At 41.6% G+C, this 21,769-nt stretch carries 19 protein-coding genes; 9 read left to right on the top strand and 10 right to left on the bottom strand.

The features are described from left to right. Positions 1-31 precede the first annotated feature (31 nt). Entirely contained in the window at positions 32-466 is a 435-nt protein-coding gene (locus AC5NT5_RS18160; protein WP_494513709.1) for a GNAT family N-acetyltransferase, read from the top strand. Positions 467-468: 2 nt separating this feature from the next. On the opposite strand, the gene AC5NT5_RS18155 is transcribed toward AC5NT5_RS18160, so the two are convergent. The 9 genes from AC5NT5_RS18155 to AC5NT5_RS18115 form a co-directional block, all read right to left on the bottom strand. Further along, a complete protein-coding gene (locus AC5NT5_RS18155) occupies positions 469-1,104 on the bottom strand; it encodes a trimeric intracellular cation channel family protein (RefSeq protein WP_004334621.1) in 636 nt (211 codons plus the stop codon). 578 nt (positions 1,105-1,682) lie between these two features. Continuing rightward, on the bottom strand, positions 1,683-2,084 hold the full coding sequence (locus AC5NT5_RS18150; protein ID WP_494513708.1) for a hypothetical protein: 402 nt from the start codon (positions 2,082-2,084) through the stop codon (positions 1,683-1,685). A 135-nt stretch (positions 2,085-2,219) separates the two neighbouring features. Beyond that, positions 2,220-2,816: an RDD family protein gene (locus AC5NT5_RS18145; protein WP_494513707.1), complete on the bottom strand. Its 597-nt coding sequence runs from the start codon at positions 2,814-2,816 to the stop codon at positions 2,220-2,222. A gap of 137 nt (positions 2,817-2,953) precedes the next feature. Further along, positions 2,954-3,688, bottom strand: coding sequence for a DUF5020 family protein (locus AC5NT5_RS18140; RefSeq protein ID WP_494513706.1), 735 nt, complete (start codon positions 3,686-3,688; stop codon positions 2,954-2,956). A gap of 29 nt (positions 3,689-3,717) precedes the next feature. Next, complete coding sequence (locus AC5NT5_RS18135) at positions 3,718-5,094, bottom strand: uracil-xanthine permease family protein (RefSeq protein ID WP_188160997.1); 1,377 nt, start codon at positions 5,092-5,094, stop codon at positions 3,718-3,720. Between the two features lie 74 nt (positions 5,095-5,168). Beyond that, complete coding sequence (locus tag AC5NT5_RS18130) at positions 5,169-6,236, bottom strand: BMP family ABC transporter substrate-binding protein (RefSeq protein WP_494513705.1); 1,068 nt, start codon at positions 6,234-6,236, stop codon at positions 5,169-5,171. Between the two features lie 72 nt (positions 6,237-6,308). Beyond that, on the bottom strand, positions 6,309-7,235 hold the full coding sequence (locus AC5NT5_RS18125) for an ABC transporter permease (protein ID WP_494513704.1): 927 nt from the start codon (positions 7,233-7,235) through the stop codon (positions 6,309-6,311). Between the two features lie 3 nt (positions 7,236-7,238). Further along, a complete protein-coding gene (locus tag AC5NT5_RS18120) occupies positions 7,239-8,342 on the bottom strand; it encodes an ABC transporter permease (protein ID WP_494513703.1) in 1,104 nt (367 codons plus the stop codon). Continuing rightward, positions 8,339-9,898: an ABC transporter ATP-binding protein gene (locus AC5NT5_RS18115; protein ID WP_494513702.1), complete on the bottom strand. Its 1,560-nt coding sequence runs from the start codon at positions 9,896-9,898 to the stop codon at positions 8,339-8,341. Before AC5NT5_RS18115 ends, AC5NT5_RS18120 begins: the two co-directional genes overlap by 4 nt. A 198-nt stretch (positions 9,899-10,096) precedes the next feature. Between AC5NT5_RS18115 and xdhA the strand changes: the two genes are divergently transcribed. The 8 genes from xdhA to puuE are packed head-to-tail and all read left to right on the top strand — an operon-like array spanning position 10,097 to position 19,155. Beyond that, on the top strand, positions 10,097-11,596 hold the full coding sequence (gene xdhA, locus AC5NT5_RS18110) for a xanthine dehydrogenase small subunit (protein WP_494513701.1): 1,500 nt from the start codon (positions 10,097-10,099) through the stop codon (positions 11,594-11,596). Then, positions 11,583-13,922, top strand: coding sequence for a xanthine dehydrogenase molybdopterin binding subunit (xdhB, locus tag AC5NT5_RS18105; protein ID WP_494513700.1), 2,340 nt, complete (start codon positions 11,583-11,585; stop codon positions 13,920-13,922). Before xdhA ends, xdhB begins: the two co-directional genes overlap by 14 nt. Continuing rightward, positions 13,915-14,805 carry a xanthine dehydrogenase accessory protein XdhC gene (gene xdhC / locus AC5NT5_RS18100; RefSeq protein ID WP_494513699.1) on the top strand — a complete coding sequence of 297 codons (891 nt, stop codon included), beginning with the start codon at positions 13,915-13,917 and terminating at the stop codon, positions 14,803-14,805. Before xdhB ends, xdhC begins: the two co-directional genes overlap by 8 nt. Continuing rightward, positions 14,802-15,302 carry a 2-oxo-4-hydroxy-4-carboxy-5-ureidoimidazoline decarboxylase gene (uraD, locus tag AC5NT5_RS18095; protein ID WP_494513698.1) on the top strand — a complete coding sequence of 167 codons (501 nt, stop codon included), beginning with the start codon at positions 14,802-14,804 and terminating at the stop codon, positions 15,300-15,302. Before xdhC ends, uraD begins: the two co-directional genes overlap by 4 nt. Further along, entirely contained in the window at positions 15,299-15,637 is a 339-nt protein-coding gene (gene uraH / locus AC5NT5_RS18090; protein WP_024595278.1) for a hydroxyisourate hydrolase, read from the top strand. Before uraD ends, uraH begins: the two co-directional genes overlap by 4 nt. A 2-nt stretch (positions 15,638-15,639) precedes the next feature. Then, positions 15,640-17,004, top strand: a complete 1,365-nt coding sequence (gene guaD, locus AC5NT5_RS18085) for a guanine deaminase (protein ID WP_494513697.1) — start codon at positions 15,640-15,642, stop codon at positions 17,002-17,004. Positions 17,005-17,009: 5 nt separating this feature from the next. Then, positions 17,010-18,221, top strand: a complete 1,212-nt coding sequence (locus AC5NT5_RS18080; RefSeq protein ID WP_494513696.1) for a urate hydroxylase PuuD — start codon at positions 17,010-17,012, stop codon at positions 18,219-18,221. Between the two features lies 1 nt (position 18,222). Continuing rightward, complete coding sequence (puuE, locus tag AC5NT5_RS18075) at positions 18,223-19,155, top strand: allantoinase PuuE (RefSeq protein ID WP_494513695.1); 933 nt, start codon at positions 18,223-18,225, stop codon at positions 19,153-19,155. A gap of 64 nt (positions 19,156-19,219) precedes the next feature. Here puuE and AC5NT5_RS18070 read toward each other — a convergent pair whose 3' ends face one another. Further along, positions 19,220-21,721: a S8 family serine peptidase gene (locus AC5NT5_RS18070; protein WP_494513694.1), complete on the bottom strand. Its 2,502-nt coding sequence runs from the start codon at positions 21,719-21,721 to the stop codon at positions 19,220-19,222. Positions 21,722-21,769: the final 48 nt, after the last annotated feature.

Genomic DNA, 21,769 nt, shown 5'->3' with positions numbered 1-21,769 from the left:
ATAAACATTGAGGCTGTTGCAAGGGAGCACTATGGTTTTTAAATTTATAAAGGCAGCATATTCAGACCAAGACTACTTATTAAGCCTCAGAAAACTGACTATGGTTGAACACTTAGAAAATGCCGGGTTATTTTTAACAGATCAACAGCATGTTTTAAGGCTTAATGATCAATATGACTGCTCCCATCTTATAGTTATAAATGAGGTACCAATTGGTACTTTAAAATACCAAACACACGCTCAACACGTTGAAATAATGCAATTACAAATACATCCATTGCACCAAAATAAAGGGTATGGGAAAGCGGTTATTGAACAAGTTATTACAAATGCGCAGTCAAAACCCATTAAACTCACCGTGCTTAAAAACAACCCAGCATTAGGACTTTATAAGCGGCTGGGTTTTACTATAACGGATGAGGATAATTACGAGTACCACATGCAAACGCGAGCTACTCGTAGCTAAAATTAGTCGCTTTGATCTCTGAAGTCTTTTTTTCTGAAAATAGTTAAATGCCAACCCCAATGCAAAGAGCCTAATCTTAAAAAGATAGTCGTGAAAAATGAGCCTAAAATACACCAAATGTAATCTACATTAAGGCTAAATAAAGCAGCATAGACTGCACCACCCGCTAAACACGCAGAGGCGTAAGGTTCGCTGCGCATAACAGTTGGTACTTCACGGCAAATTACGTCACGTATTAAACCACCAAATATACCTGTAGTAATGCCCATGGTAATTGCGACCACCATGCCGGAGCCATTAATGAGTGCTTTTTCTATCCCCATAATATTAAATAGCGCCATACCAACAGCGTCTACCAATAAAAAGTAGTAGTTATTAACGCGCGGTAAGTATCGAATAAATGCAATTGTTGCTATAACGGCCCCGTAGGTCGAATATAAATACTCTGGAGTGGCAATCCAAAATACCGGTTTGTTTAAAAGTATATCTCTGAGGGTACCGCCCCCTAGTGCAGTAACGGTTGCAACCACAACAACGCCAAAGCCACTAATGTTTTTTTCATACCCAAGCAATGCCCCTGCAACAGCAAAAAATGCAACACCGAGTAATCCTAGTACCATAAAGTATTCAGCAGTCATGGTAATTCCTTTTTAAAGTTTATTAGGAGTTGTATCAACTTACGTGCCAAAAAACTAAGTAAATATAAATAAACCCACGATTTAAGCAACTGAAATTTATAAGCTTATTTCATTTATTAAAAAATATTAGCTATGTGATATTTAGTGAAGGATTAACAAGAGTAATTATTTTAATTATGGGTAGTTTTTACACGTTAAAGTACAAAGGGATTTTGTTACAGAGTTGCAGCCGAGCACTTTTAAATTTTAAGCAAAAATTAAATGAACAATAAAGCTATTACCAATATTACAAAAATAATGGGCAATATTGCATGTTGCCAATTTTGTTCTTTATTTTGATTATAGAGTGTTTGCATTGAGCTTTTATCATTATTGGTAAAACTATGCTGGCACTGCATACAGTTTTGGGCTTTTATGCTCACCCAAGTACCACATTTAATACATGCGTAACGCCTCGACAGTTTATCAAACTCGTTTGTTTTCCTAAATATTCTCATTTATCACCTCATTGATTTTCGCCGCGGTAAGAAAACCAGTGAATAATATATGCTCTTTAAATTCATTGTTACTTCTTTACTTTATTCAATAATTTTTACATTTGGAATGTTTTGTAAAAGGTAGGATTTTAAAGATTCAAACGCATCTTTATTGAAAATAAACTCAGTTGTTTTACCATCAACTTGATTATATGGTAGTGCAAATATACCGTGCCTCTTAGTTTTGTCGATGACAACTTTGTTAATATCGTTAATATTAAACACTTGCTTATAAACGTATAATATTTGCCCCTCAACGCGTACAGCCTTTAACGGGCTTTGCTCAACATTACGCGAACGAATAAACACAAAATATAAAATAACGGGAAATAAAAACAGGTTAAACGCCTGCAAACTAAAAGATTTATCTATCAATACAATATATGTTGAGTAACAAATTAAAGAGGCCGCTAGTGCTAAAATTAGCTGTGTGTTGTTTTTCATAATCATCCTTGGTTACTAGTCAAAAAAATCGGTAAGGTTTTTTAATTATATTACCAATTTAGTGAAATACGCCATTTTGTAACTTTTGCTAATCAAACTTAAATCCGGGCAAAGTTGCCCTAATTAATACCTTGATTAATCTACATAACTCACTTTTGTTCCCGCTAAATGATCATGTAAACATCGTTTATCTTTTCCAAATATAAATAATGGATTAACAAAACCAGCTATAAATTGACCTACCGAAGGGACAAGTGATAATAGTTGCATACAAAGCATGCGTTTAAAGTAAATTGTAGTAAAGCTTGCTTGTGTACCATCTAAATTTTCAATACGGATAGACATTAAAGATTTACCAATTGTTTGTCCGCGTTGGTACATGAGGTAACCATGAAGCACTAACGTGCTTAATATGCCATAACCTAGCAAACCTGCAGATAAAGTAAGTGTTGGTTGGCTTAAATTATCAAACCCTACGAGTATGAATACAGGTATAAGACAAGCAACACCTAAAACGCCATCAACAATAGCAGCTACTAGCCTATCTGAGCGCGTTGCTTTTTCTCCTGCTACTTTTGATACAATATTTTCAGATGGGTTCTGTGCTTCTCGCGTTTTAATTAAGTCGTCTATTTCTTTTGCTCGATCTGGGTAGGCTTCGCGATCTATAGCTCTCGCTGATGAGTAAAGCTCATCTAAAGTGTAGGTAGAAAAATCAATTTCAGAGTCCATGAAAAAAATCCATATAGTGATATTAGAAAGCAATCTAACACAATTAATTTAAGCTATTCAATTATTTAAGATTATCAAATAAAAAAGCTACTAAAAAGTAGCCTTTAATTATTAATTAAATACCATTCAATTTGCTGTTAAAAATGCCATTTAACTAGCAAGTTTGGATTATGTTCGGTTTGCCCATCTACACCAAATTTATTTTTCCAATAAACATACTCAATACCCACATCAAGGCGGCCTGTATCTAAGCCGAGCATAGGGGCAATATTGTATTTAATCTGCGAGGTAAAGTTAAAGCCACCTTCACTTTTACCAAACATTGTGTCGGTGCTATCTACAATATCTAAAAAGCCATCGTATCTAAAGTTACCTTTGTTATAGCCCCACGTGACTGTTATTTGGTTATTATCTTCACGTTGAATACCTATATCATCTTGAAAACGACGATAATAAGCCACATTAAAATATTGAAAGCCAGGTACATCAAGTGATACACCGCCCCCTAATAAATAGTTATTTTGATCCGTATCTCCCGAGCCATACTCTGTTTGTAGGCCTAAAAACACCTCTTTAACAAAGCTTTTTTGTGGCTTGTAAAGAGTAGGGTTTATGTTTAGCTCACCGTACACTTCATCGGGATTACTTAGTCTATCCATAAAGAAGAACGTACTGCCCCATGTATGTCCCGATGCATGCTCTATAGTAACAACACTTCTATCATCTTCAGTACCTGAAAACGGCTCTAGGTAGTCGGCTCCTGTCATTGCGGTAATACTAAAATCAGACCAAAGCTCTTTAGCCGATACACCTGTTGAGCACATTGCAATTGCAGTTACTAATGCTAATTTTTTTATTGTTTTGATTTTCATTGTTAATCCCTTTTATGATTTTTATTAGTTTAGTTAAGATGATCCGTACTTGCTGAGTAATTTTCAGGTAGTACCAACGTCATTATTATTGCGGTGATACCCGACACCGTCACTGCGCTACCAAATATGGCAGTAACTAATTTAGGTGCGTTTGCAAACAACTCTGGTACAAAACTAACACCTAGCCCGAGCCCCAAACTCACCGCAATAATAAGTAAACTTCTGCGATTTATTTTTTCGCTGGCGAGTATTTTGACCCCAGCGGCTGCTACGGTGCCAAACATTACAAGCGTTGCACCGCCCAAAACAGGTTTAGGTATATTTTGTAATATAGCGCCAATCACAGGAAACAAACCAAGAATGATTAAAATACTGCCTATCCACAGGCCAATATATCTGCTGGCAACTCCAGTTAGCTGAATAACGCCGTTGTTTTGACTAAAAGTAGTATTAGGAAAAGTATTAAATAAGGCGGCAATCATCGAGTTAACGCCATCACCTAAAATACCGCCGCGAATACGTGCTAAGTAACTAGGTCCTCTAACAGGTAATTTAGAAACCGCACAATTGGCAGTAATATCGCCTGTCGATTCAATTGCAGTAATAAGGTATAAAAAACCAAAGGCTATGAGTGCACCAAAATCAACACTAAAGCCGTATTTAAAAGGCAGTGGGATAGCAATTAGGTCAAATTCACCTAATTTAAAATTAGCGATACCTAATACAAATGCGAGTAACCAGCCAAATATCATTGCAACTACCACAGCCGTTAGCCTCACCCATTGGTTTTTACTTGCATTAAGCAGCACCACTAAAGCAACAACCGAAAAACCAACAATTAAGTTGCTCGTTGAAGCAAATTTTTCAGGCATATTAGTAAGTAGCCATTGCCCGCCGCCTATATCAGTCATGCCTACTTTAATTAGATAAATACCAATAGTAGTGATGACCACTCCAGTAACTACTGGCTTAATTATTTTGCCTAATTTACTAATAAAAAAACTAATAAATACTTCAACAAAAGCGGCCAAAAAGCACACTGCAAATATAGTGGCAAGGACCTCGTCGTTATTGCCTCCGGTGGCTTTAACGGTAAAGCCTGTTGCTAAAATAGTCCCTAAAAAGGCAAAGCTTGTACCTTGCACACATATTAATCCTGAACCCACAGGGCCAACACGCCGCGCTTGTATAACCGTGCCCACACCAGATACAAATAATGCCATACTAATTAAATAAGGTATTTCAGCAGCTAAACCAAGCACACCACCAATAATAAGCGTGGGTGTAATAATACCTACAAAGCTTGCGAGTACGTGCTGTAGTGCGGCAAAAAATGATTCAGTTACGCCTGGTTTGTCATCAACTGCATATATAATATCGTCAGACGAGCTTGTATTTATTGACATATAAACCTCTACGTTTTGCGAGTTAGCCACTGTATTTGTCTAAGTGATTAACTCATTGTTATTGCGTTAACCGCTTATTTAAGCTGCCCTTCAACGCCCTCAACATAAAAATCCATACCCAACAACGTTTTGTCGTCTATTGTTTTACCCGCATCAATAATCAGCTCACCTTGCTGATTTTTTATAGGGCCAGTAAATGGATGAAATTCACTTTTACCAATTTTCTCTGAAATAGCATTTACTTCACTCACTACATCACTTGGAATGTCTTTACTTAGCGGCGCCAAGCGAGTCATCCCTGAGCCTATCCCTTTCCATATATCTTGCGATTGCCATTTATCGTCAAGTACTTGCTGTACGCGATCTGCATAAAATTCATCCCAGTGATGAACCGCTGCTGTTAAATGTGCTTTTTTACCGTATCCGCTCATATCTGAGTGGTAGCCAATAGCGTAAATACCAGCGGCTTGCGCTGCTTGCAGTGGTGCAGGCGAATCAGTATGTTGGGTAATAATATCAACGCCTTGATCTATTAGGCTATCGGCAGCTTCGCGCTCTTTACCCGGATCAAACCAGCTATTAACCCACACTACTTTTACTTTTGCATTAGGCTTTACTGAGCGCAAGCCAAGCGTAAATGCATTTATACCGCGTATTACCTCCGGAATAGGAAACGCAGCAATATAACCAATGCTGTCGGTTTTACTCATGTGCCCTGCAATAACACCTGTTAGGTAGCGTCCTTCGTAAATGCGATCAAAGTAAGTGCTTACGTTTTTTGCGCGTTTATAGCCTGTGGCATGCTCAAACTTTACATTAGGAAATCGTTTAGCCACTTTAAGTGTTGGGTTCATGTAGCCAAACGACGTGGTAAATATTAAATCGTGCCCGCTTTTAGCCAGTTGCGTAATAACACGCTCTGCATCCGCCCCTTCTGGTACGCTTTCGACAAAAGTTGTTTCTATTTTGTCGCCAAACTTTTCTTCAAGGTAGTGGCGGCTAGAGTCATGTGTATAAGTCCAACCGGCCTCACCTATGGGGCTTACATATACAAAGCCAACTTTTACGCTATCTTTTGCAATAGCAGATGCGCTTATGCCTAAGCTCAATGCAACCCCGAGTGCTGTTATAAGTTTTTTCATTGTTATTCTCCGTGTTATATTTTTAATATCCTGTTGAAGCAGGTGATTTGCCTTATTGATTTTGTAATTAATTTAATGACCCTTGTGCCAAGGTTTACCTAGCCACATGGGTTCGTACATTTTTAATTTTTGTTTATTTTTACTGAGCATAATCAGTACTATAAGCGTTGCACCATAAGGCAACATGGCCAGTAAGTTAGACTCCACAGCCCACCCAAAAGCCTGTGCCACTAAGTGCATAATGCTGGCAAAGCCAAATAAATAAGCGCCAAGCATTACGCGCTCAATACGCCAGCTTGCAAATACCACTAAAGCAAGGGCTATCCAACCTCGCCCTGCCGTCATGTTTTGAGTCCAAAGTGGTGTATAAGCCAACGACAAATATGCGCCCGCAATGCCAGCCAGTGCGCCGCCAAACATTACGGCTAAATAACGTGTACGCATTACAGGTAATCCTAAGTTATTACCCACACTTGGGTTTTCGCCAATAGCTCGTACTGCAAGCCCTGCTCTGTGGTATTTAAAAAACAAATACGCACCAAGCACTAAACCCCAACTTAAATACACAATGGCGTCTTGAGAAAATAGCGCTTTGCCTAAAACCGGAATATGCTCAAACCCTGCAATTGCTAAAGGAGGTAACGCGTTAATGGTTTTTCCCTCATAGTCAGCACCTAAAAATGCCGATAGGCCTGTACCAAAAATAGTCAGCGCTAAACCTGCCGCTACTTGGCTAGCATTTAAATTAAGTGCTACAAAAGCAAAAATAAGTGAGGCCATAACCCCGACCAAAGCTGCTACCGTAAAACCAATAAATAGGTTGTCGCATTGGTACATAGTTATAAACCCTGCCACCGCGCCTAAGAGCATCATGCCTTCTTGCCCTAAATTTAAGGTGCCGCTTTTTTCGCATACCATTTCACCCAGCGCCACCAGCAATAAGGGGGTGCCTGTACGAATAGTGGCGTATAAAATATTAGTAATTACATCTAATTCCATGATTTAAGACTCCTGTGCAATATGTATTGGCTGCGCTTTTTGTTGTTTAAATGGCAGCGAAAATCTAAGGCGATAAGTAATAAGCACATCGCACGAGAGTAAATAAAACAGCATTAACCCTTGAAAAATACCGGTTATAGCGTTAGGTAATCCCATGTTAATTTGCGCAAGTTCACCTCCCATATAAATAAGCCCCATTAGTAAGCCCGCAAACGTAATTCCTACTGGGTGGAGTCGCCCTAAAAAAGCAACAATAATGGCGGCATAGCCATAACCGGGTGATATTTGCGGAACCAGCTGCCCAATAGGCCCAGCTACTTCGCCCGCTCCAGCAAGCCCCGCCAAGCCCCCGCTAATAACTAGCACTCCGGCAATTAATAATGCTCGCTTGTAACCCGCCATTTTGGCCGCGGATGCATCAAGCCCAAGTACTTGTATTTGAAAGCCTATAAAGGTTTTACTAATAAAAACCCATGTGGCGCATAGCGCTAATAACGCAAACGCCAGGCCTAAGTGCAATCGAGTACCGTCGAATAAAACAGGCAATAGCGTGCTTTCGCCAAACAATGCACTTTCAGGAAAGTTATAACCGTGAGGATCTTTGAGTGGCCCATGAACAGCCCACAACAATACATTTACTGCTATGTAGTTGAGCATTATGGTGACTAAAATTTCATTGGTGTTTAAACGCAGCTTCATAAAAGCAGCAAGCCCCGCCCACAACATGCCACCAGCAATACCAGCGAGTAATGTAAGTGGCATTGCAAAAGCACTTGTTGAGTCAACAAAGTTAACGGCTACAGCACTTGCACATACACCACCAATAAGCAGTTGCCCTTCTGCGCCTATATTCCAAACCGATGCTCTATAACAAAGCGCTAAGCCATAGGCGCATAGCAAAATAGGAATAGTCATTACAAGTAGCTCAGTTACACCATACCAATCGGCAACAGGTGCTATAAGCAATGTATACAGGGCATTTAAAGGATCATGCCCTAATAAGGCAAACACCACGTAACCGGTTATTAATGTGAGTAAAATAGCTAAAACAGGAGAGAGATAACTCCAAGCCGGTGAGCGTTCAACACGTGGTTCTAACTTAATCATGCAAGTTCCCCTTGTGGTGTGTGTACTTTAGGCTGGTTATTAAAAACATCGCTAAAGTCGCCAGCCATCCACTGCCCTAACTGCACAAGCGGTACGGTATCGGTATTTAAAATGGGAGACAGTTTGCCATCACAAATTGCGCCAATACGGTCACAAATTTTATAAAGTTCGTCTAAATCTTCTGAAATAACGAGTACCGCACACCCTTCGTCGCGAAGCTTTAAAATAGCTTCATGTATCGCCACTTGTGCGCCTATATCTACACCCCAAGTAGGGTGCGACATAACGAGTAGTTTTGGGCTTTGCTCTACCTCGCGACCAATAATAAATTTTTGTAAATTACCACCTGAAAGGCTAGCTGCATGAGTGCGAAAACTTGGCGTTTTAACCTTGTATTTTGTAATGATTTTATTAGCAAGCTCAGTAATTTTTTGTTTTACTAAAAAGCCATTTTTAACCAGCCCATTATCAAAACTAGTAAGCAGTGCATTTTGTGCTAAATTCATAGTGGGCACAGCTCCTCGCCCAAGCCTATCCTCTGGCACACATGCAAGCCCAAGGCGGCGCCTTTTTAGCGGGCACAGTGCATCAACAATGGTATTTTTAAATTTAATGGCGCTACTACTAGCCTGAATTTGCTCCCCCGAAAGCACTTTTAATAACTCTTCTTGTCCGTTGCCAGCAACACCCGCAATCCCCACTATTTCGCCTTGCTGTACTGCAAAGTTAATGTTTTTAAGGGGTGTTTCAAATAATGCTTGTGCGGCGGTGGTTAGATTATTAACGGTTAAAAAATTCGCAGTACCCAAAGCTCTGCGAGTTTGGTTACTAATTGGCGTGTTGTCGCCTACCATCAGCCTAGCAATTGACTCACTAGTTTCGTTTTTAGGAATACAATGCCCGCTTACTTTCCCGCCTCTCAAAATGGTCGCACTGTCACATAGCTCAATCACTTCGTGCAGTTTATGGCTAATAAACAGCACAGAGCAGCCTTCTTTTTTAAGTGACTTTAGGGTTTTAAATAATGCATCGACCTCTTGTGGAGTCAGTACTGAAGTGGGTTCGTCTAAAATAAGTAGCTGAATATCTAATAATAAGCATCTAACAATTTCTACTCGTTGGCGCTCGCCAGTTGAAAGTGTTGATACCAGTCTATGGGGGTCTAATGGCATACCATAACGTGTTGATGTTTTTATAATTCGACCCGCAAGCGTGCTGCTATGCCCTGCTAAATTACCTAACGATAGTTCAATATTTTGGGCGACCGTAAGTGTTTCAAATAACGAAAAATGCTGAAACACCATTCCAATGCCTAAATCACGCGCATCAGCAGGCTCTTTTATATTCATTATACGGCCATTGAAAAACATGTCCCCTTGGTCAGGTTTAACCACACCATAAAGCATTTTCATTAATGTGCTTTTACCCGCACCGTTTTCACCTAATAAGGCATGCACTTCACCATGCTTAATTTTTAAGGTTACGTCATTATTGGCTATACATCCGGGATACTGCTTTGTCATTCCCTGCATAGTAAGGCGGTATTTATTATTCATTATTAGGGCCTATTAGTACTTAATGAGCTATTTAGCCTACTCAAAACATCAACTGACCGACCGGTCAACAATGGCATGGTAACTGCAATATACTTACCAAGATGAAAAAGTATTTTTCTTACCCGTGCGCAAACAACAAGAAAAAACATACGCCAAGCCTTTATGTATCAGGGCTTTATAAAAATTAAGGGGGTCTGTGTGATTCAATTTTTATTAAATAACACGCCAATTGAAGTACAAGAATGTTCGCTAAGTCTCACCATTTTGGACTGGCTACGCACCAAAAAAGGGAAAGTGGGCACCAAAGAAGGGTGTGCAACTGGCGACTGTGGCGCGTGCACAATTTTAGTGGGTGAAGAGCGTATAAATGCAAACGGGCAAACTAGTTGGCAATACAAAACAATGAACAGCTGTTTATTGTTATTAGGTAATGCGCATGCAAAACATATAGTAACGGTAGAGGCTGTGACTACTGGCTTATACCCAAACTTAACCGATTTACACCCCGTACAACGTGCACTGGTAGAGTGCCATGGTTCGCAATGTGGTTTTTGTACGCCCGGTATAATAATGAGTTTGTTGGCTCTTTATATTAATGAGCCAACGTACCCTGGTAAAAAAGCGGTTATTCATGCACTTGGCGGTAACTTATGCCGTTGTACAGGTTATAGCCCAATATTACTTGCAGCCGAAAAAGCCTATAGCTATGAGCGTAAAGCTGAACCTTACTCAGCAATGGCCGCCCAATTTAAAGCATCACTTAATACGCAATATGGTGACGATATTCCATTTTTAAAAAATGGTCCTCGCAAATTTTACTTACCACAAACTGCCCAACAACTTGTTGAGCTAAAAGCACTTTATCCTTATGCACATTTAGTTGCTGGTGGCACCGACTTTGCCATTGAGCTTAGCCAAAACATGCTCTTACCGGATGTAATTATCTCCCTTAGCCAAGTAAAGGAGTTTTGCACCTTGGAAGATAATAACGGTGAGTTACACATTGGTGCAGCACTACCTTATAGCCAATTTGTTGAAGTATTTTATAACCATTACCCAGAGTCAAAAGAGCTATTTGAACGCTTAGGATCAAGCCAAGTACGTAACAGCGGCACACTTGGTGGCAGCATAGGGAATGCCTCTCCTATTGGCGATCCAGCTCCCCTTTTAATCGCTCTTAATGCATCAATGGATTTATTAAGCAGCGCTGGTACGCGCACTATTAAAGTTGCCGACTACTTTATTGATTACAAAAAAACGGTTCTTAAAAGCGATGAAGTAATTAGCAAGTTCACCATTCCAAAGCGCCCAGAGTCACTAAAACTGGCGTGTCATAAAATATCAAAACGCTTTGAAGACGATATATCTACCGTGTGTTTGGTGCTTGCTATAGAGCATTCACAAAACATGATTACTCAAGCCCGCTGCGCTATGGGCGGTATGGCAGCTATTCCTAAGCGCGCGCAGCATATTGAGCAAAAGCTGATATCTCAATCATTACAAGTGAGCACTTTTATAGACGCAGCAACGGCTATTAACGATGACTTTACGCCCATGAGCGATGTAAGAAGCAGTGCGCATTACCGCACCACGGTAAGCAAAAACTTATTACAACGCATTGGTATTGAGTTTTGTGAGCCGCAAACACGCAACAATAACAACATTGCCATTACGAGGATCTCACATGCGTCACTTTGAAATGGATAAACTAAAAGCGCAAGGTGGTAGCGTTGGACAATCTAACTATCACGAAAGCGCTATTAAACAAGTTTGTGGCAGTGCAAATTTTGCTGACGATAACCCGGAGCCTTACGGTTGCCTGCATGCTTACCCAGTGCTCGCCTCTGTTACAAGCGGCTTTATTAAATCAATTGATACAAGTCTCGCACTGGCTGTTAAAGGTGTTAAACGTATTTTATCTGCCGAAGATGTACCGGGTAAATTAGATATTGGCCCAGTATTTCCTGGTGACGTACTGCTGACCAGCCATGAAATTCAATACCACGGGCAACCTGTATTAATTGTCGTTGCCGACACATATGAAATAGCGCGCCGCGCGGCACGCTTGGTGGTTATAGAGTGCGAGCAAACTACTCCAATACTTGATATTAAAGAAGCCATTAGCAAAGAGCATTGGGTAAGGCCGCCGCATTCACTTAACCGTGGTAACAGCGAAAACGCCATTAATAACGCAGCCCACCAGCTTAAAGGCGAAATAAGCATAGGCGGGCAAGAGCACTTTTATTTAGAAGGCCAAATAGCGCTGGCGCAACCTGATAACGACGGGGGCATTCATGTTCAGTGCTCTACGCAACACCCTACTGAGGTGCAGCACTTAGTTGCTAAAATTTTAAAAAAGCCATTTAGCTTTGTAAACGTAGAAACCCGCCGTATGGGCGGTGCTTTTGGCGGCAAAGAAACCCAAGGCGCACCATGGGCATGCCTTGCAGCTCTTGCGGTTTACCACCTTGGCTGCGCAGTAAAAATGCGCCTAGCCCGTAGCGACGATTTTAAATTAACCGGTAAGCGCCACCCGTTTTATAATCAATACCATGTTGGTTTTGACGAAAATGGTTTAATAGAAGGTGCCGACATTACCGTAAACGGATTTTGTGGCTACTCCCCAGATTTATCAGATGCAATTGTAGACCGCGCCATGTTTCATGTCGATAACGCCTACTACTACCCAGCCGCCACAATTAAGGGTAATCGCTGTAAAGTAAATACCGTAAGCCATACCGCATTTAGAGGATTTGGTGGCCCGCAAGGAATGATTATGGGCGAGCTAATAATGGACGATATAGCCGCCAAATTAGGTAAAGATCCGCTTGAGATCCGAAAGCTTAATTTATACAAAAAAGGCCGCGATACAACGCCGTACCATCAAACCGTAGAGCAACATATTTTAAAAGATATGATAAACCAGCTTGAGGAGTCGGGTGACTACTGGGCGCGTAAAGAGGCTATTAAAGCATTTAACGTATCGTCACCTATTATCAAAAAAGGCCTTGCGATGACGCCGGTTAAATACGGTATATCGTTTACCGTACAGCACTTAAACCAAGCCGGTGCACTCGTACATGTTTATAGCGATGGCTCTATACATTTAAACCACGGCGGCACCGAAATGGGCCAAGGGCTGAACACCAAAATTGCGCAAATTGTGGCCCATGGCTTTGGGGTCGATTTTAACGCGGTAAGTATTAGTGCTACGCGTACCGACAAGGTGCCAAACACATCACCAACAGCGGCCTCAAGTGGTACCGACTTAAACGGCATGGCGGCGCTAAATGCAGTAAACACAATAAAAGAGCGCTTAGTAAACTTTATTACCGAGCACTTTGAAGTAGACAGCCAAAGTATTACATTTAAAGATAACCTCATTACTTTTAGTAAAGGGGAAATTAGCTTTAGCGAACTTGCAAATCTTGCTTACATGAATCGTATATCGCTTTCATCTACCGGTTATTACGCCACACCAAAAATTCATTACGACAGAGCCAAAGGCGAAGGCCGTCCGTTTTTTTACTACGCTCACGGCGTGGCACTCAGCGAAGTAGAAGTAGATACCCTAACTGGCGAAAACACGGTAACTCGCGTTGATATACTGCACGATGTAGGCAGTTCAATTAATCCAGCACTTGATATAGGGCAAATTGAAGGCGCTTTTGTGCAAGGCATGGGCTGGCTAACAACCGAAGACTTACAATGGAATGATAAAGGCCAGCTAGCAAGCTTTGGCCCAGCCAACTACAAAATACCAGCCATTGGCGATACCCCGGCCGAATTTAACGTCAATCTTTATAACTCAGCAAATCCAGAAACCACCGTGTTTAGATCAAAAGCCGTAGGCGAGCCGCCATTTATGCTGGCCTTTAGCGTGTGGAGTGCCATTCGTAATGCCATAAGCAGTGTGGCTGATTACAAATACACCGCCCCACTGGATACACCCGCAACCCCAGAGCGAGTATTGAGTGCAATTGAGCAAACCGCTAGCTGGTTTAAGGAGCATCAACATGACTAATTTAAATGAGTCGTTTCAGGGTTTTCATACGCAAAATTGGGCGCAGGCTATAAACGAGCACGAACAAAGCGGCACTAACTATGTAATTGCCACGGTACTTGGCACCAATGGCTCAACCCCACGCGGCACAGGCTCTAAAATGGTAATAAGCGGCGAGCATATTTACGACACCCTTGGCGGTGGCCATCTTGAGTACGTAGTAATAGAAAAAGCCCGCGAACTACTTTCCAAAGGCGAAGCCGCCCAAGTAATAGAGCAATTTAACCTAGGTGCAAATTTAGGCCAGTGCTGCGGCGGGGCTGCCACCGTTATGCTTGAATGCATGCAATGCGAACGCTTTACCTTAGACATTTATGGCGCAGGCCACGTAGCACAGGCGCTTATTGGTATATTGGCACAACTACCTATGCGCATACGCTGGATAGATAGCCGCGCTGATGTATTCCCACAGGCTATTCCAAATAACGTAGTAAAAGTGGTTGATGAAGAACCAACAGAGCAAGTAAAACGTGCGCCTAAAGCTAATAATTACTTAATATTAACCCATAACCACCAGCTCGACTTTGCACTCACCCAAGCCATTATTAAACGCGCCGATGCCAATTGGCTTGGTGTAATTGGCTCTGACACTAAAGCCAAACGCTTTAAGCAGCGCCTAGCCCATCGCGATTTTACAGCCGATCAAATACAGCAAATGACCTGCCCTGTTGGGCTTAATAACATTTCGGGCAAATTACCAATGGAAGTGGCTATTTCAATTAGTGGACAGCTAATTGGCCTTTATCAAGCTATGCAAACCCAAGCGCCAAAACGCCAAGGCTTGCAATGGCGCACACTAAAAAATGCCTTAATTAGCACCACGCAAGAGGAAGTAAACGCATGAGTAGTTTACAAATAAATACGCTAAATGATGCACAAGTAAAACAAGCACTTGAGCATTGCTGCGCGGCCCCTAACTGGGTGGCGGGCATGGTAAAAGCAATGCCATTTAAAAGTGCTCAGCAGCTGTTTGAATACGCACAAAACACATGGGATAACCTTGGCGAAAGCGACTATTTAGCTGCCTTTGAAGGCCACCCGCAAATAGGCGACTTATCAACCCTTAGCAAAAAATACGCTACTACCGCACAAAAAGCGGGGCATGAGCAATCGGGTATGAGCAAAGCAAACGAAGCCGTATTTACCAAAATGATTGCCCTCAATAAAGAGTACCTGAACAAGTTTGGCTTTATTTTTATTGTGTGCGCCACCGGTAAAACGGCCGAACAAATGCTCGAACTCATAGAGCAACGCATACACAACTCCCGCAGTACAGAGCTATATATAGCCGCGGGCGAACAAGCCAAAATAACAAAAATAAGATTGGAGTCACTGCTATGAGCAAAAGCCCTATAACTACCCATATACTTGATACCAGCACCGGAAAACCAGCAGCAAATGTTGCTGTTAAGCTATTTAAACTTACAAATAACGAATGGGTACAACTAACCCAAGGCAAAACCGATTCCGATGGGCGAATTACCGATTGGCTAAATACAGAAGTAGAATTTGCAACCTATAAGCTAGTATTTGATTTAGATAGTTATTACCAAAACCAACCTACCCCTGCGTTTTACCCAGAGGCGCAAATAACGTTTAGATTACAAGATACTAAACATCACCATATTCCGTTGTTGCTTAGCCCGTTTGGCTACTCTACATACAGAGGTAGCTAATAATGAGCACGCAAAACAATAATAACTTAACTGTAGTTTGTGCCGATATACTCGACTTTGTTGACGACCCTGCCATTTCTGGCGAAAACGCCCATCGTTTTTTTGAAAAGGGCGCATTAGTTATCAAGCACGGCAAGGTAGTTAAACTTGGCTATGAGCACGACATATTACCTACAATTGATAAATCAGCGCGTGTTATCCGCCACGATGGCAAACTCGTTATGCCTGGTATGATTGACACCCACATACATTTGCCGCAAACCGAAATGGTAGGCGCGTATGGCGAGCAGCTTTTAAGTTGGCTAACCGAATACGCCTTCCCAACCGAAAAAAAGTTCACGTGTAAGCATTATTCAAAAGAGATATCTAACCGCTTTTTAGACGAGCTGCTGCGTAATGGCACAACCACTGCCCTTGTATTTGGCACTGTGCATCCGCAATCGGTTGATGCGTTTTTTAAAGAATCACAAAAACGCAATTTACGCATGATTGCCGGTAAAGTAATGATGGATCGTAACTGCCCTGACGACTTATCTGATTGCGCGCAAACAAGTTATGACGAATCTAAAGCCCTCATCGAAAAATGGCACAATGTTGATAGGTTAAGCTACGCAGTTACACCACGCTTTGCTCCTACATCAACCCCTGAGCAACTTCAAAAATGTACTCAGTTGCTTGAAGAATACCCAGACACCTACCTGCATACACACTTATCTGAAAACAAAGACGAGTGCGAATGGGTAAAAGGGCTATTTCCAGAGTTTGATGATTACTTAGGCGTGTACGAGCAAGCTAAAATGGTACGTAAACGCTCAGTATTTGCCCATAGTATTCATTTATCTGAGCGCGAGCTATGCTGCCTTGCAGATAACAATGCGGCAATATCGCACTGCCCTACCTCAAACCTATTTTTAGGATCAGGACTTTTAAATTTAAAAGCCTGTGAAGAGCACGGCATAAACGTAGGCATGGGTACCGATGTAGGCGCAGGAACAAGCTTTTCTATGCTACAAACAGGTAACGAAGCTTATAAAATTCAGCAATTACAAGGTCAAAAGTTTTCAGCATTTAAAGGGCTGTATTTAGCAACTCTCGGCGGTGCTAGAGCACTTGATTTAGAAGGGACAATTGGTAATTTTGAAGTCGGTTGTGAGGCCGATTTTATTGTAATGGATTGTTCAGCAACCCCATTTTTAAAATTTAGAATACAGCATGCCAAAACCCTGCATGAAAAACTATTTGCAATGATGATGTTAGGCGACGACCGCTGCGTTGAGCAAACCTACATTATGGGTAAAAGTGTGTATAAGCGCGATGATAACAATCAATTTTCAGACACCCGCTCACCGGTATTAGAAGAGGCTTAACCGTTATGGAAAACTATTTATTTGAGCTTGCTCATTTAGTACTGCGTTATTTTCATGTTATTGCTGGTATAGCATGGATTGGCGCTTCATTTTATTTTGCATGGCTTGATAACAACCTACAAACACCACCGCAGTGGAAAATAGATAAAGGCATAAAAGGCGATTTATGGGCCGTGCATGGTGGTGGCTTTTACGAAGTGGCTAAGTATCAAAATGGCCCTGAACAAATGCCTCACACCCTGCATTGGTTTAAGTGGGAAGCCTACACAACGTGGATCACCGGTATATTACTATTTAGCTTACTTTATTATGTTGGCGCCGATGTGTATTTAATTGATAACAGAAAAAGTGAGCTAAGTAAATTTGCCGCTATTGGCGCATCACTTGGTTTTATTGGCTTAGGCTATGGTGTTTATCGTTTATTGTGTAAAACCCCACTGGTCGAAAACGGCAAAGTGTTTATTGCTGTAGTTATTGGTTTATTAGCTCTGTGGACTTTTGGGGTTGATCAATTATTTAGCGACCGCGCTGTGTATATTCATGTAGGTGCACTTATTGGCACGTGTATGGTGGGTAATGTGTATCACATTATTATGCCAGGCCAACGCTACATGGTAAGTGAAGTAGAAGCTGGTAGAATCCCTGATTCAGCGCCAGGTTTAGAGGCAAAGCTGTGTTCTATTCATAATAACTACGCCACATTACCTGTAGTATTTATAATGCTTAGCAATCACTTTCCTTACACGTATAGCCACAACTTTGGCTGGCTTATTTTAATTGCGCTGTTTGGTATTGGTATGTGGATACGCCATTACTTTAACTTAAAGCACCAAGGCATTAATAAACCCTCAGTACTTATAAGCGGTATCGCCGCCTTTTTTGCCCTTATGCTAGCAATAGCACCTTGGCCCAGTACACCAACAAATGCAGGCGAAAGCGCGCCTTTACAAGCAAGTATTACCGACGCACAAGCGTGGGATATAATTAGCGAACACTGTACTGGGTGTCACAGCGAAACACCCACCTCTGAGCTTTTTCAAACAGCGCCGCTAGGCTTTAAGCTCGACTCTATTAGTGATGTAAAAAAATCCAGCACGCTTATTCATACTCGCGCGGTTATAACCAAAGATATGCCACTGGCCAATATGACAAAAATGACAGACACAGAGCGCGAAACGCTAGGCGCTTGGCTCTCAGCACTTAAAAAGGAGCAATAAAATGAGTGAGCATTTTAAAAACTACCCGCGCGATTTAATTGGTTATGGTCCAGATGTACCCCATGCAAATTGGCCCAATAAAGCACGTATTGCCGTGCAAGTAGTATTAAATTACGAAGAAGGCGGCGAAAAGTGCGTGCTGCATGGTGATGCAGCCGCTGAAACGTTTTTGTCTGAAATAGTCAGTGCCCCACATGTAGAAGACCGCCATATAAGCATGGAGTCTATTTACGAATATGGCTCGCGAGCGGGTGTGTGGCGTTTACTTAAACTCTTTAAAAAATACGATATACCGGTCACCATTTTTGCAGTTGCAATGGCCCTTGAGCGCCACCCCGATGTAGCTAAAGCCTTTGTTGAAGCAGGGCACGAGATTGCAAGCCATGGCCTGCGCTGGATTAATTATCAAAATATAGATAAGCAAACCGAGCGCGAGCAAATGCAACAAGCCATTGAGATGATTCAAACGCTTACCGGTAAAAAGCCCAAAGGTTGGTACACAGGGCGCACAAGCCCTAACACAGCAGCCCTTGTAGTTGAAAATGGTAATTTTTTATATGATGCCGACGATTACAGCGACGACCTACCTTTTTACAGTATTAAAGAAGGTAAACCACAGTTAATAGTGCCCTACACGCTTGATGTAAACGACATGCGCTTTGCTGCCGTGCAGGGTTTTAACGCAGGCGATCAGTTTTATAATTACTTAAAAGATGCATTCGATACACTATACGAGGAAGGCGACCCAGAAGGTGAAAATACCCCTAAAATGATGTCGATAGGTTTGCATTGTCGCCTAATTGGCAGACCAGGAAGAATAAAAGCATTAGCACGGTTTTTAGAATATGCTCGCTCGCATGATCAGGTTTGGTTTGCCACACGTGAGCAAATAGCCGAGCACTGGCTTAAAACTCATCCGTATAAAAAAGCATAGTTTATATTTTTTTAAAACATAAAAAAGCCCAGCAATGCTGGGCTTAAAGTCACTTTAGGAGTAGTTAGTTAAATGAAACCGTAATGATGTTAGAACATACATTTTCAGTTACACATAATTGGTAATCGTACGATGGTAATGTAGCACCACGTACGTAGTCGCGGTAACGACCTCGGTCAGCAGTAGTATCTACAAGCTCACCATTACGGTAAACACTTAGTGATTCAGCGCCAACACTTTCCCAACTAAGCTCTACACGCATAGTATCAAGGCGAGACTTATTAGCACGTTTTAAGGTAATTTCTAGCTCTACATCACTTACAACAACCGTTTGAGTTGATGTACTTGTATTGCCTTCACTGTCTGTTACCGTTAGTTCTACATCGTAATTACCTGATGCTGCATACACATGCATAGGGTTTTGATCAGATGATGTTGCACCATCGCCAAAGCTCCAGCTCCACTGTGTAATATCGTTATTTGAATCAGTGCTTGAATCAATAAAGTTAACTGTTAAGCCTTGTGTCTCAACGTCAAAACTAGCACGTGGTGGTTGTGGGCTAACTTCGCCAATAGCGCTTAGCGTTAATGACCAGCCATTAATTGTGCCGGTATCGGCTGCGGCAGTATCTTCTACTTGTAGTGTCCAATCGCCTGTAGCAACTTCGCCGTTAAATGATTCAGAAGTAAAGCTTCTAACTATGTCGTCGTTTGAACCACCCACATTGCTTTGTAGCGTTACTTGTGTGCCTTGAGCAGATACTAACTTAACCACTAAGTCGCCAGAGTAAGTATGCGAAATATCTACATCAGCAGTAGTACCAAATACTGTTAAGTCATCAGGAACATTAATTACTGACACTGCACCTACTGGCGAGTTGTCAGGAATATCAACACTTGTGTTACTGCTGTAAGTAAAGTCGTTTAAGCCAACAGGTTGAACCATTAATTTAACTGACTGCTCTTTAACAATATCACCAGCTGTAGCTGTTACAGTAAGCTCGTATTCGCCCCACTGAGTGTTAGTATCGGTTTCAACATTTAGCATTACTTCATCGCCTGGGCGCGCTGTAAGCGATGATAAATAAGCGCCGCCTAATGTTGTTGATAACTCAAGCGTTACTTCTTCATCCCATTCGGCAATTGAACCAATTGTAAATGTGTAGTTTGTAGCTTGGCCTGCTTCAATTTGTTGCGTAAGTGGATCGGCTGATATTTTAAAGCCAGGTGTAGGGTCTGCATCAATAAGCGCTTGGTTAACATTAAGACGAGTACCTGCAACCGTTACACCTTGTAGCGCAGCATTTGCATCGCCAGAGTTCATTAGTAAATCTTTCAGCTCTTGAGTGCTAAGCTCAGGGTTAATTGACAATACTAACGCTGCAGCACCTGCTACATGTGGCGTTGCCATAGATGTGCCAGAGTAAGATGCATAGCTCTCACCTGGTGTAGTTGATAAAATAGCACTACCCGGCGCGCCCATATCAACGCTTGTTAAACCATAATGTGAAAACCATGAAATACCATCGGTTTGATCTGTACTTGCAACCGATAATACACTTGCGTTTTCGTAGTTAGATGGGTAATGCGGGTTAACATCGTTATCAATAGTATCGTTACCAGCTGCGGCTACAAAGAGTAAATCCGCCGCTTCGCTTGATGCAATTGCATCTGCTAGTGCTTGGCTGTAACCGCCACCACCCCAGCTATTATTTAATACGCGTAAGTTAACGCCTGAGTTTTTAAGGCTAACCATGTAATCAATACACTTAATGGCGTCTGATGTTGAGCCACTCCCCGCAGCATCTAAAAACTTACAACCAACAAGTGATACTTCATGGTTAACACCTACAACACCAATACCATTGCCACCACTTGCGCCAATAGTACCTGAAACGTGGGTACCATGGCCTTCGTCATCCATAGGGTCGCCACTGTCAGTAATGGCATTTATACCATGCACGTCATCTATAAAACCGTTACCATCATTATCAATACCATCTCCTGGTATTTCGCTGCTATTTACCCACATATTGCTCGCTAAATCACTGTGGCTGTAATCAATACCCGTATCGATTACACCTACCACTACATCGCGGCTACCTGTCGAAATATCCCATGCTTCTACTGCATCAATATCAGCGTCTGCTGTACCACCCGTTTGGCCATCATTATTTAAGCCCCAAAGCTCATCAAAACGAGGATCATCTGGCGTACGTGCAATGCTTACTTGGTAATCAGGCTCTACATATTCAATAGCTTGATGAGACTTTAAAAGCGCAATTGCGTCTTTAGTGCTCATTCCCGACACTTTAAACTTAGCTAAGCGACCTGAAAGTAAAGACGTATAGCTGTCATCAAGTTCATCTTTATTTAGATCAGTAATTTTAGCTTTAACTAATGAACGAGCCTGCTTACGCATTTCTTTCGTTGCATTACTTTTATATTTAACAATTATAGAATCACTGCTAGCAGTTACAGATTGCTTTACACCCACATCAGGAACTTTTGCAGCTGCTAAGCACGGAAGTAAGGCAAGAGTAATAATAGATAATTTTGTTTTCATTGTTCTATCCATAGTTTTGTTGGGTTAGCTTAGATGCTCTAAGCACGT

This window comes from Pseudoalteromonas sp. J2K-J599 (genome assembly GCF_059295115.2).
The sequence above is the reverse complement of the archived record's forward strand: the minus strand, read 5'-3'. Positions and strand labels throughout refer to the sequence as shown.

What these genes read in the sequence shown, in the direction of transcription:
- xdhB (WP_494513700.1), top strand. Translation starts at nt 11,583, where the DNA reads ATGCGTCACTTTGAAATGGATAAACTAAAAGCGCAAGGTGGTAGCGTT.
- puuE (WP_494513695.1), top strand. Translation starts at nt 18,223, where the DNA reads ATGAGTGAGCATTTTAAAAACTACCCGCGCGATTTAATTGGTTATGGT.
- AC5NT5_RS18130 (WP_494513705.1), bottom strand. Translation starts at nt 6,236, where the DNA reads ATGAAAAAACTTATAACAGCACTCGGGGTTGCATTGAGCTTAGGCATA.
- AC5NT5_RS18140 (WP_494513706.1), bottom strand. Translation starts at nt 3,688, where the DNA reads ATGAAAATCAAAACAATAAAAAAATTAGCATTAGTAACTGCAATTGCA.
- AC5NT5_RS18145 (WP_494513707.1), bottom strand. Translation starts at nt 2,816, where the DNA reads ATGGACTCTGAAATTGATTTTTCTACCTACACTTTAGATGAGCTTTAC.
- AC5NT5_RS18160 (WP_494513709.1), top strand. Translation starts at nt 32, where the DNA reads ATGGTTTTTAAATTTATAAAGGCAGCATATTCAGACCAAGACTACTTA.
- AC5NT5_RS18135 (WP_188160997.1), bottom strand. Translation starts at nt 5,094, where the DNA reads ATGTCAATAAATACAAGCTCGTCTGACGATATTATATATGCAGTTGAT.
- guaD (WP_494513697.1), top strand. Translation starts at nt 15,640, where the DNA reads ATGAGCACGCAAAACAATAATAACTTAACTGTAGTTTGTGCCGATATA.
- xdhC (WP_494513699.1), top strand. Translation starts at nt 13,915, where the DNA reads ATGACTAATTTAAATGAGTCGTTTCAGGGTTTTCATACGCAAAATTGG.
- AC5NT5_RS18150 (WP_494513708.1), bottom strand. Translation starts at nt 2,084, where the DNA reads ATGAAAAACAACACACAGCTAATTTTAGCACTAGCGGCCTCTTTAATT.
- AC5NT5_RS18125 (WP_494513704.1), bottom strand. Translation starts at nt 7,235, where the DNA reads ATGGAATTAGATGTAATTACTAATATTTTATACGCCACTATTCGTACA.
- AC5NT5_RS18120 (WP_494513703.1), bottom strand. Translation starts at nt 8,342, where the DNA reads ATGATTAAGTTAGAACCACGTGTTGAACGCTCACCGGCTTGGAGTTAT.
- AC5NT5_RS18070 (WP_494513694.1), bottom strand. Translation starts at nt 21,721, where the DNA reads ATGAAAACAAAATTATCTATTATTACTCTTGCCTTACTTCCGTGCTTA.
- AC5NT5_RS18080 (WP_494513696.1), top strand. Translation starts at nt 17,010, where the DNA reads ATGGAAAACTATTTATTTGAGCTTGCTCATTTAGTACTGCGTTATTTT.
- uraH (WP_024595278.1), top strand. Translation starts at nt 15,299, where the DNA reads ATGAGCAAAAGCCCTATAACTACCCATATACTTGATACCAGCACCGGA.
- AC5NT5_RS18155 (WP_004334621.1), bottom strand. Translation starts at nt 1,104, where the DNA reads ATGACTGCTGAATACTTTATGGTACTAGGATTACTCGGTGTTGCATTT.
- uraD (WP_494513698.1), top strand. Translation starts at nt 14,802, where the DNA reads ATGAGTAGTTTACAAATAAATACGCTAAATGATGCACAAGTAAAACAA.
- AC5NT5_RS18115 (WP_494513702.1), bottom strand. Translation starts at nt 9,898, where the DNA reads ATGAATAATAAATACCGCCTTACTATGCAGGGAATGACAAAGCAGTAT.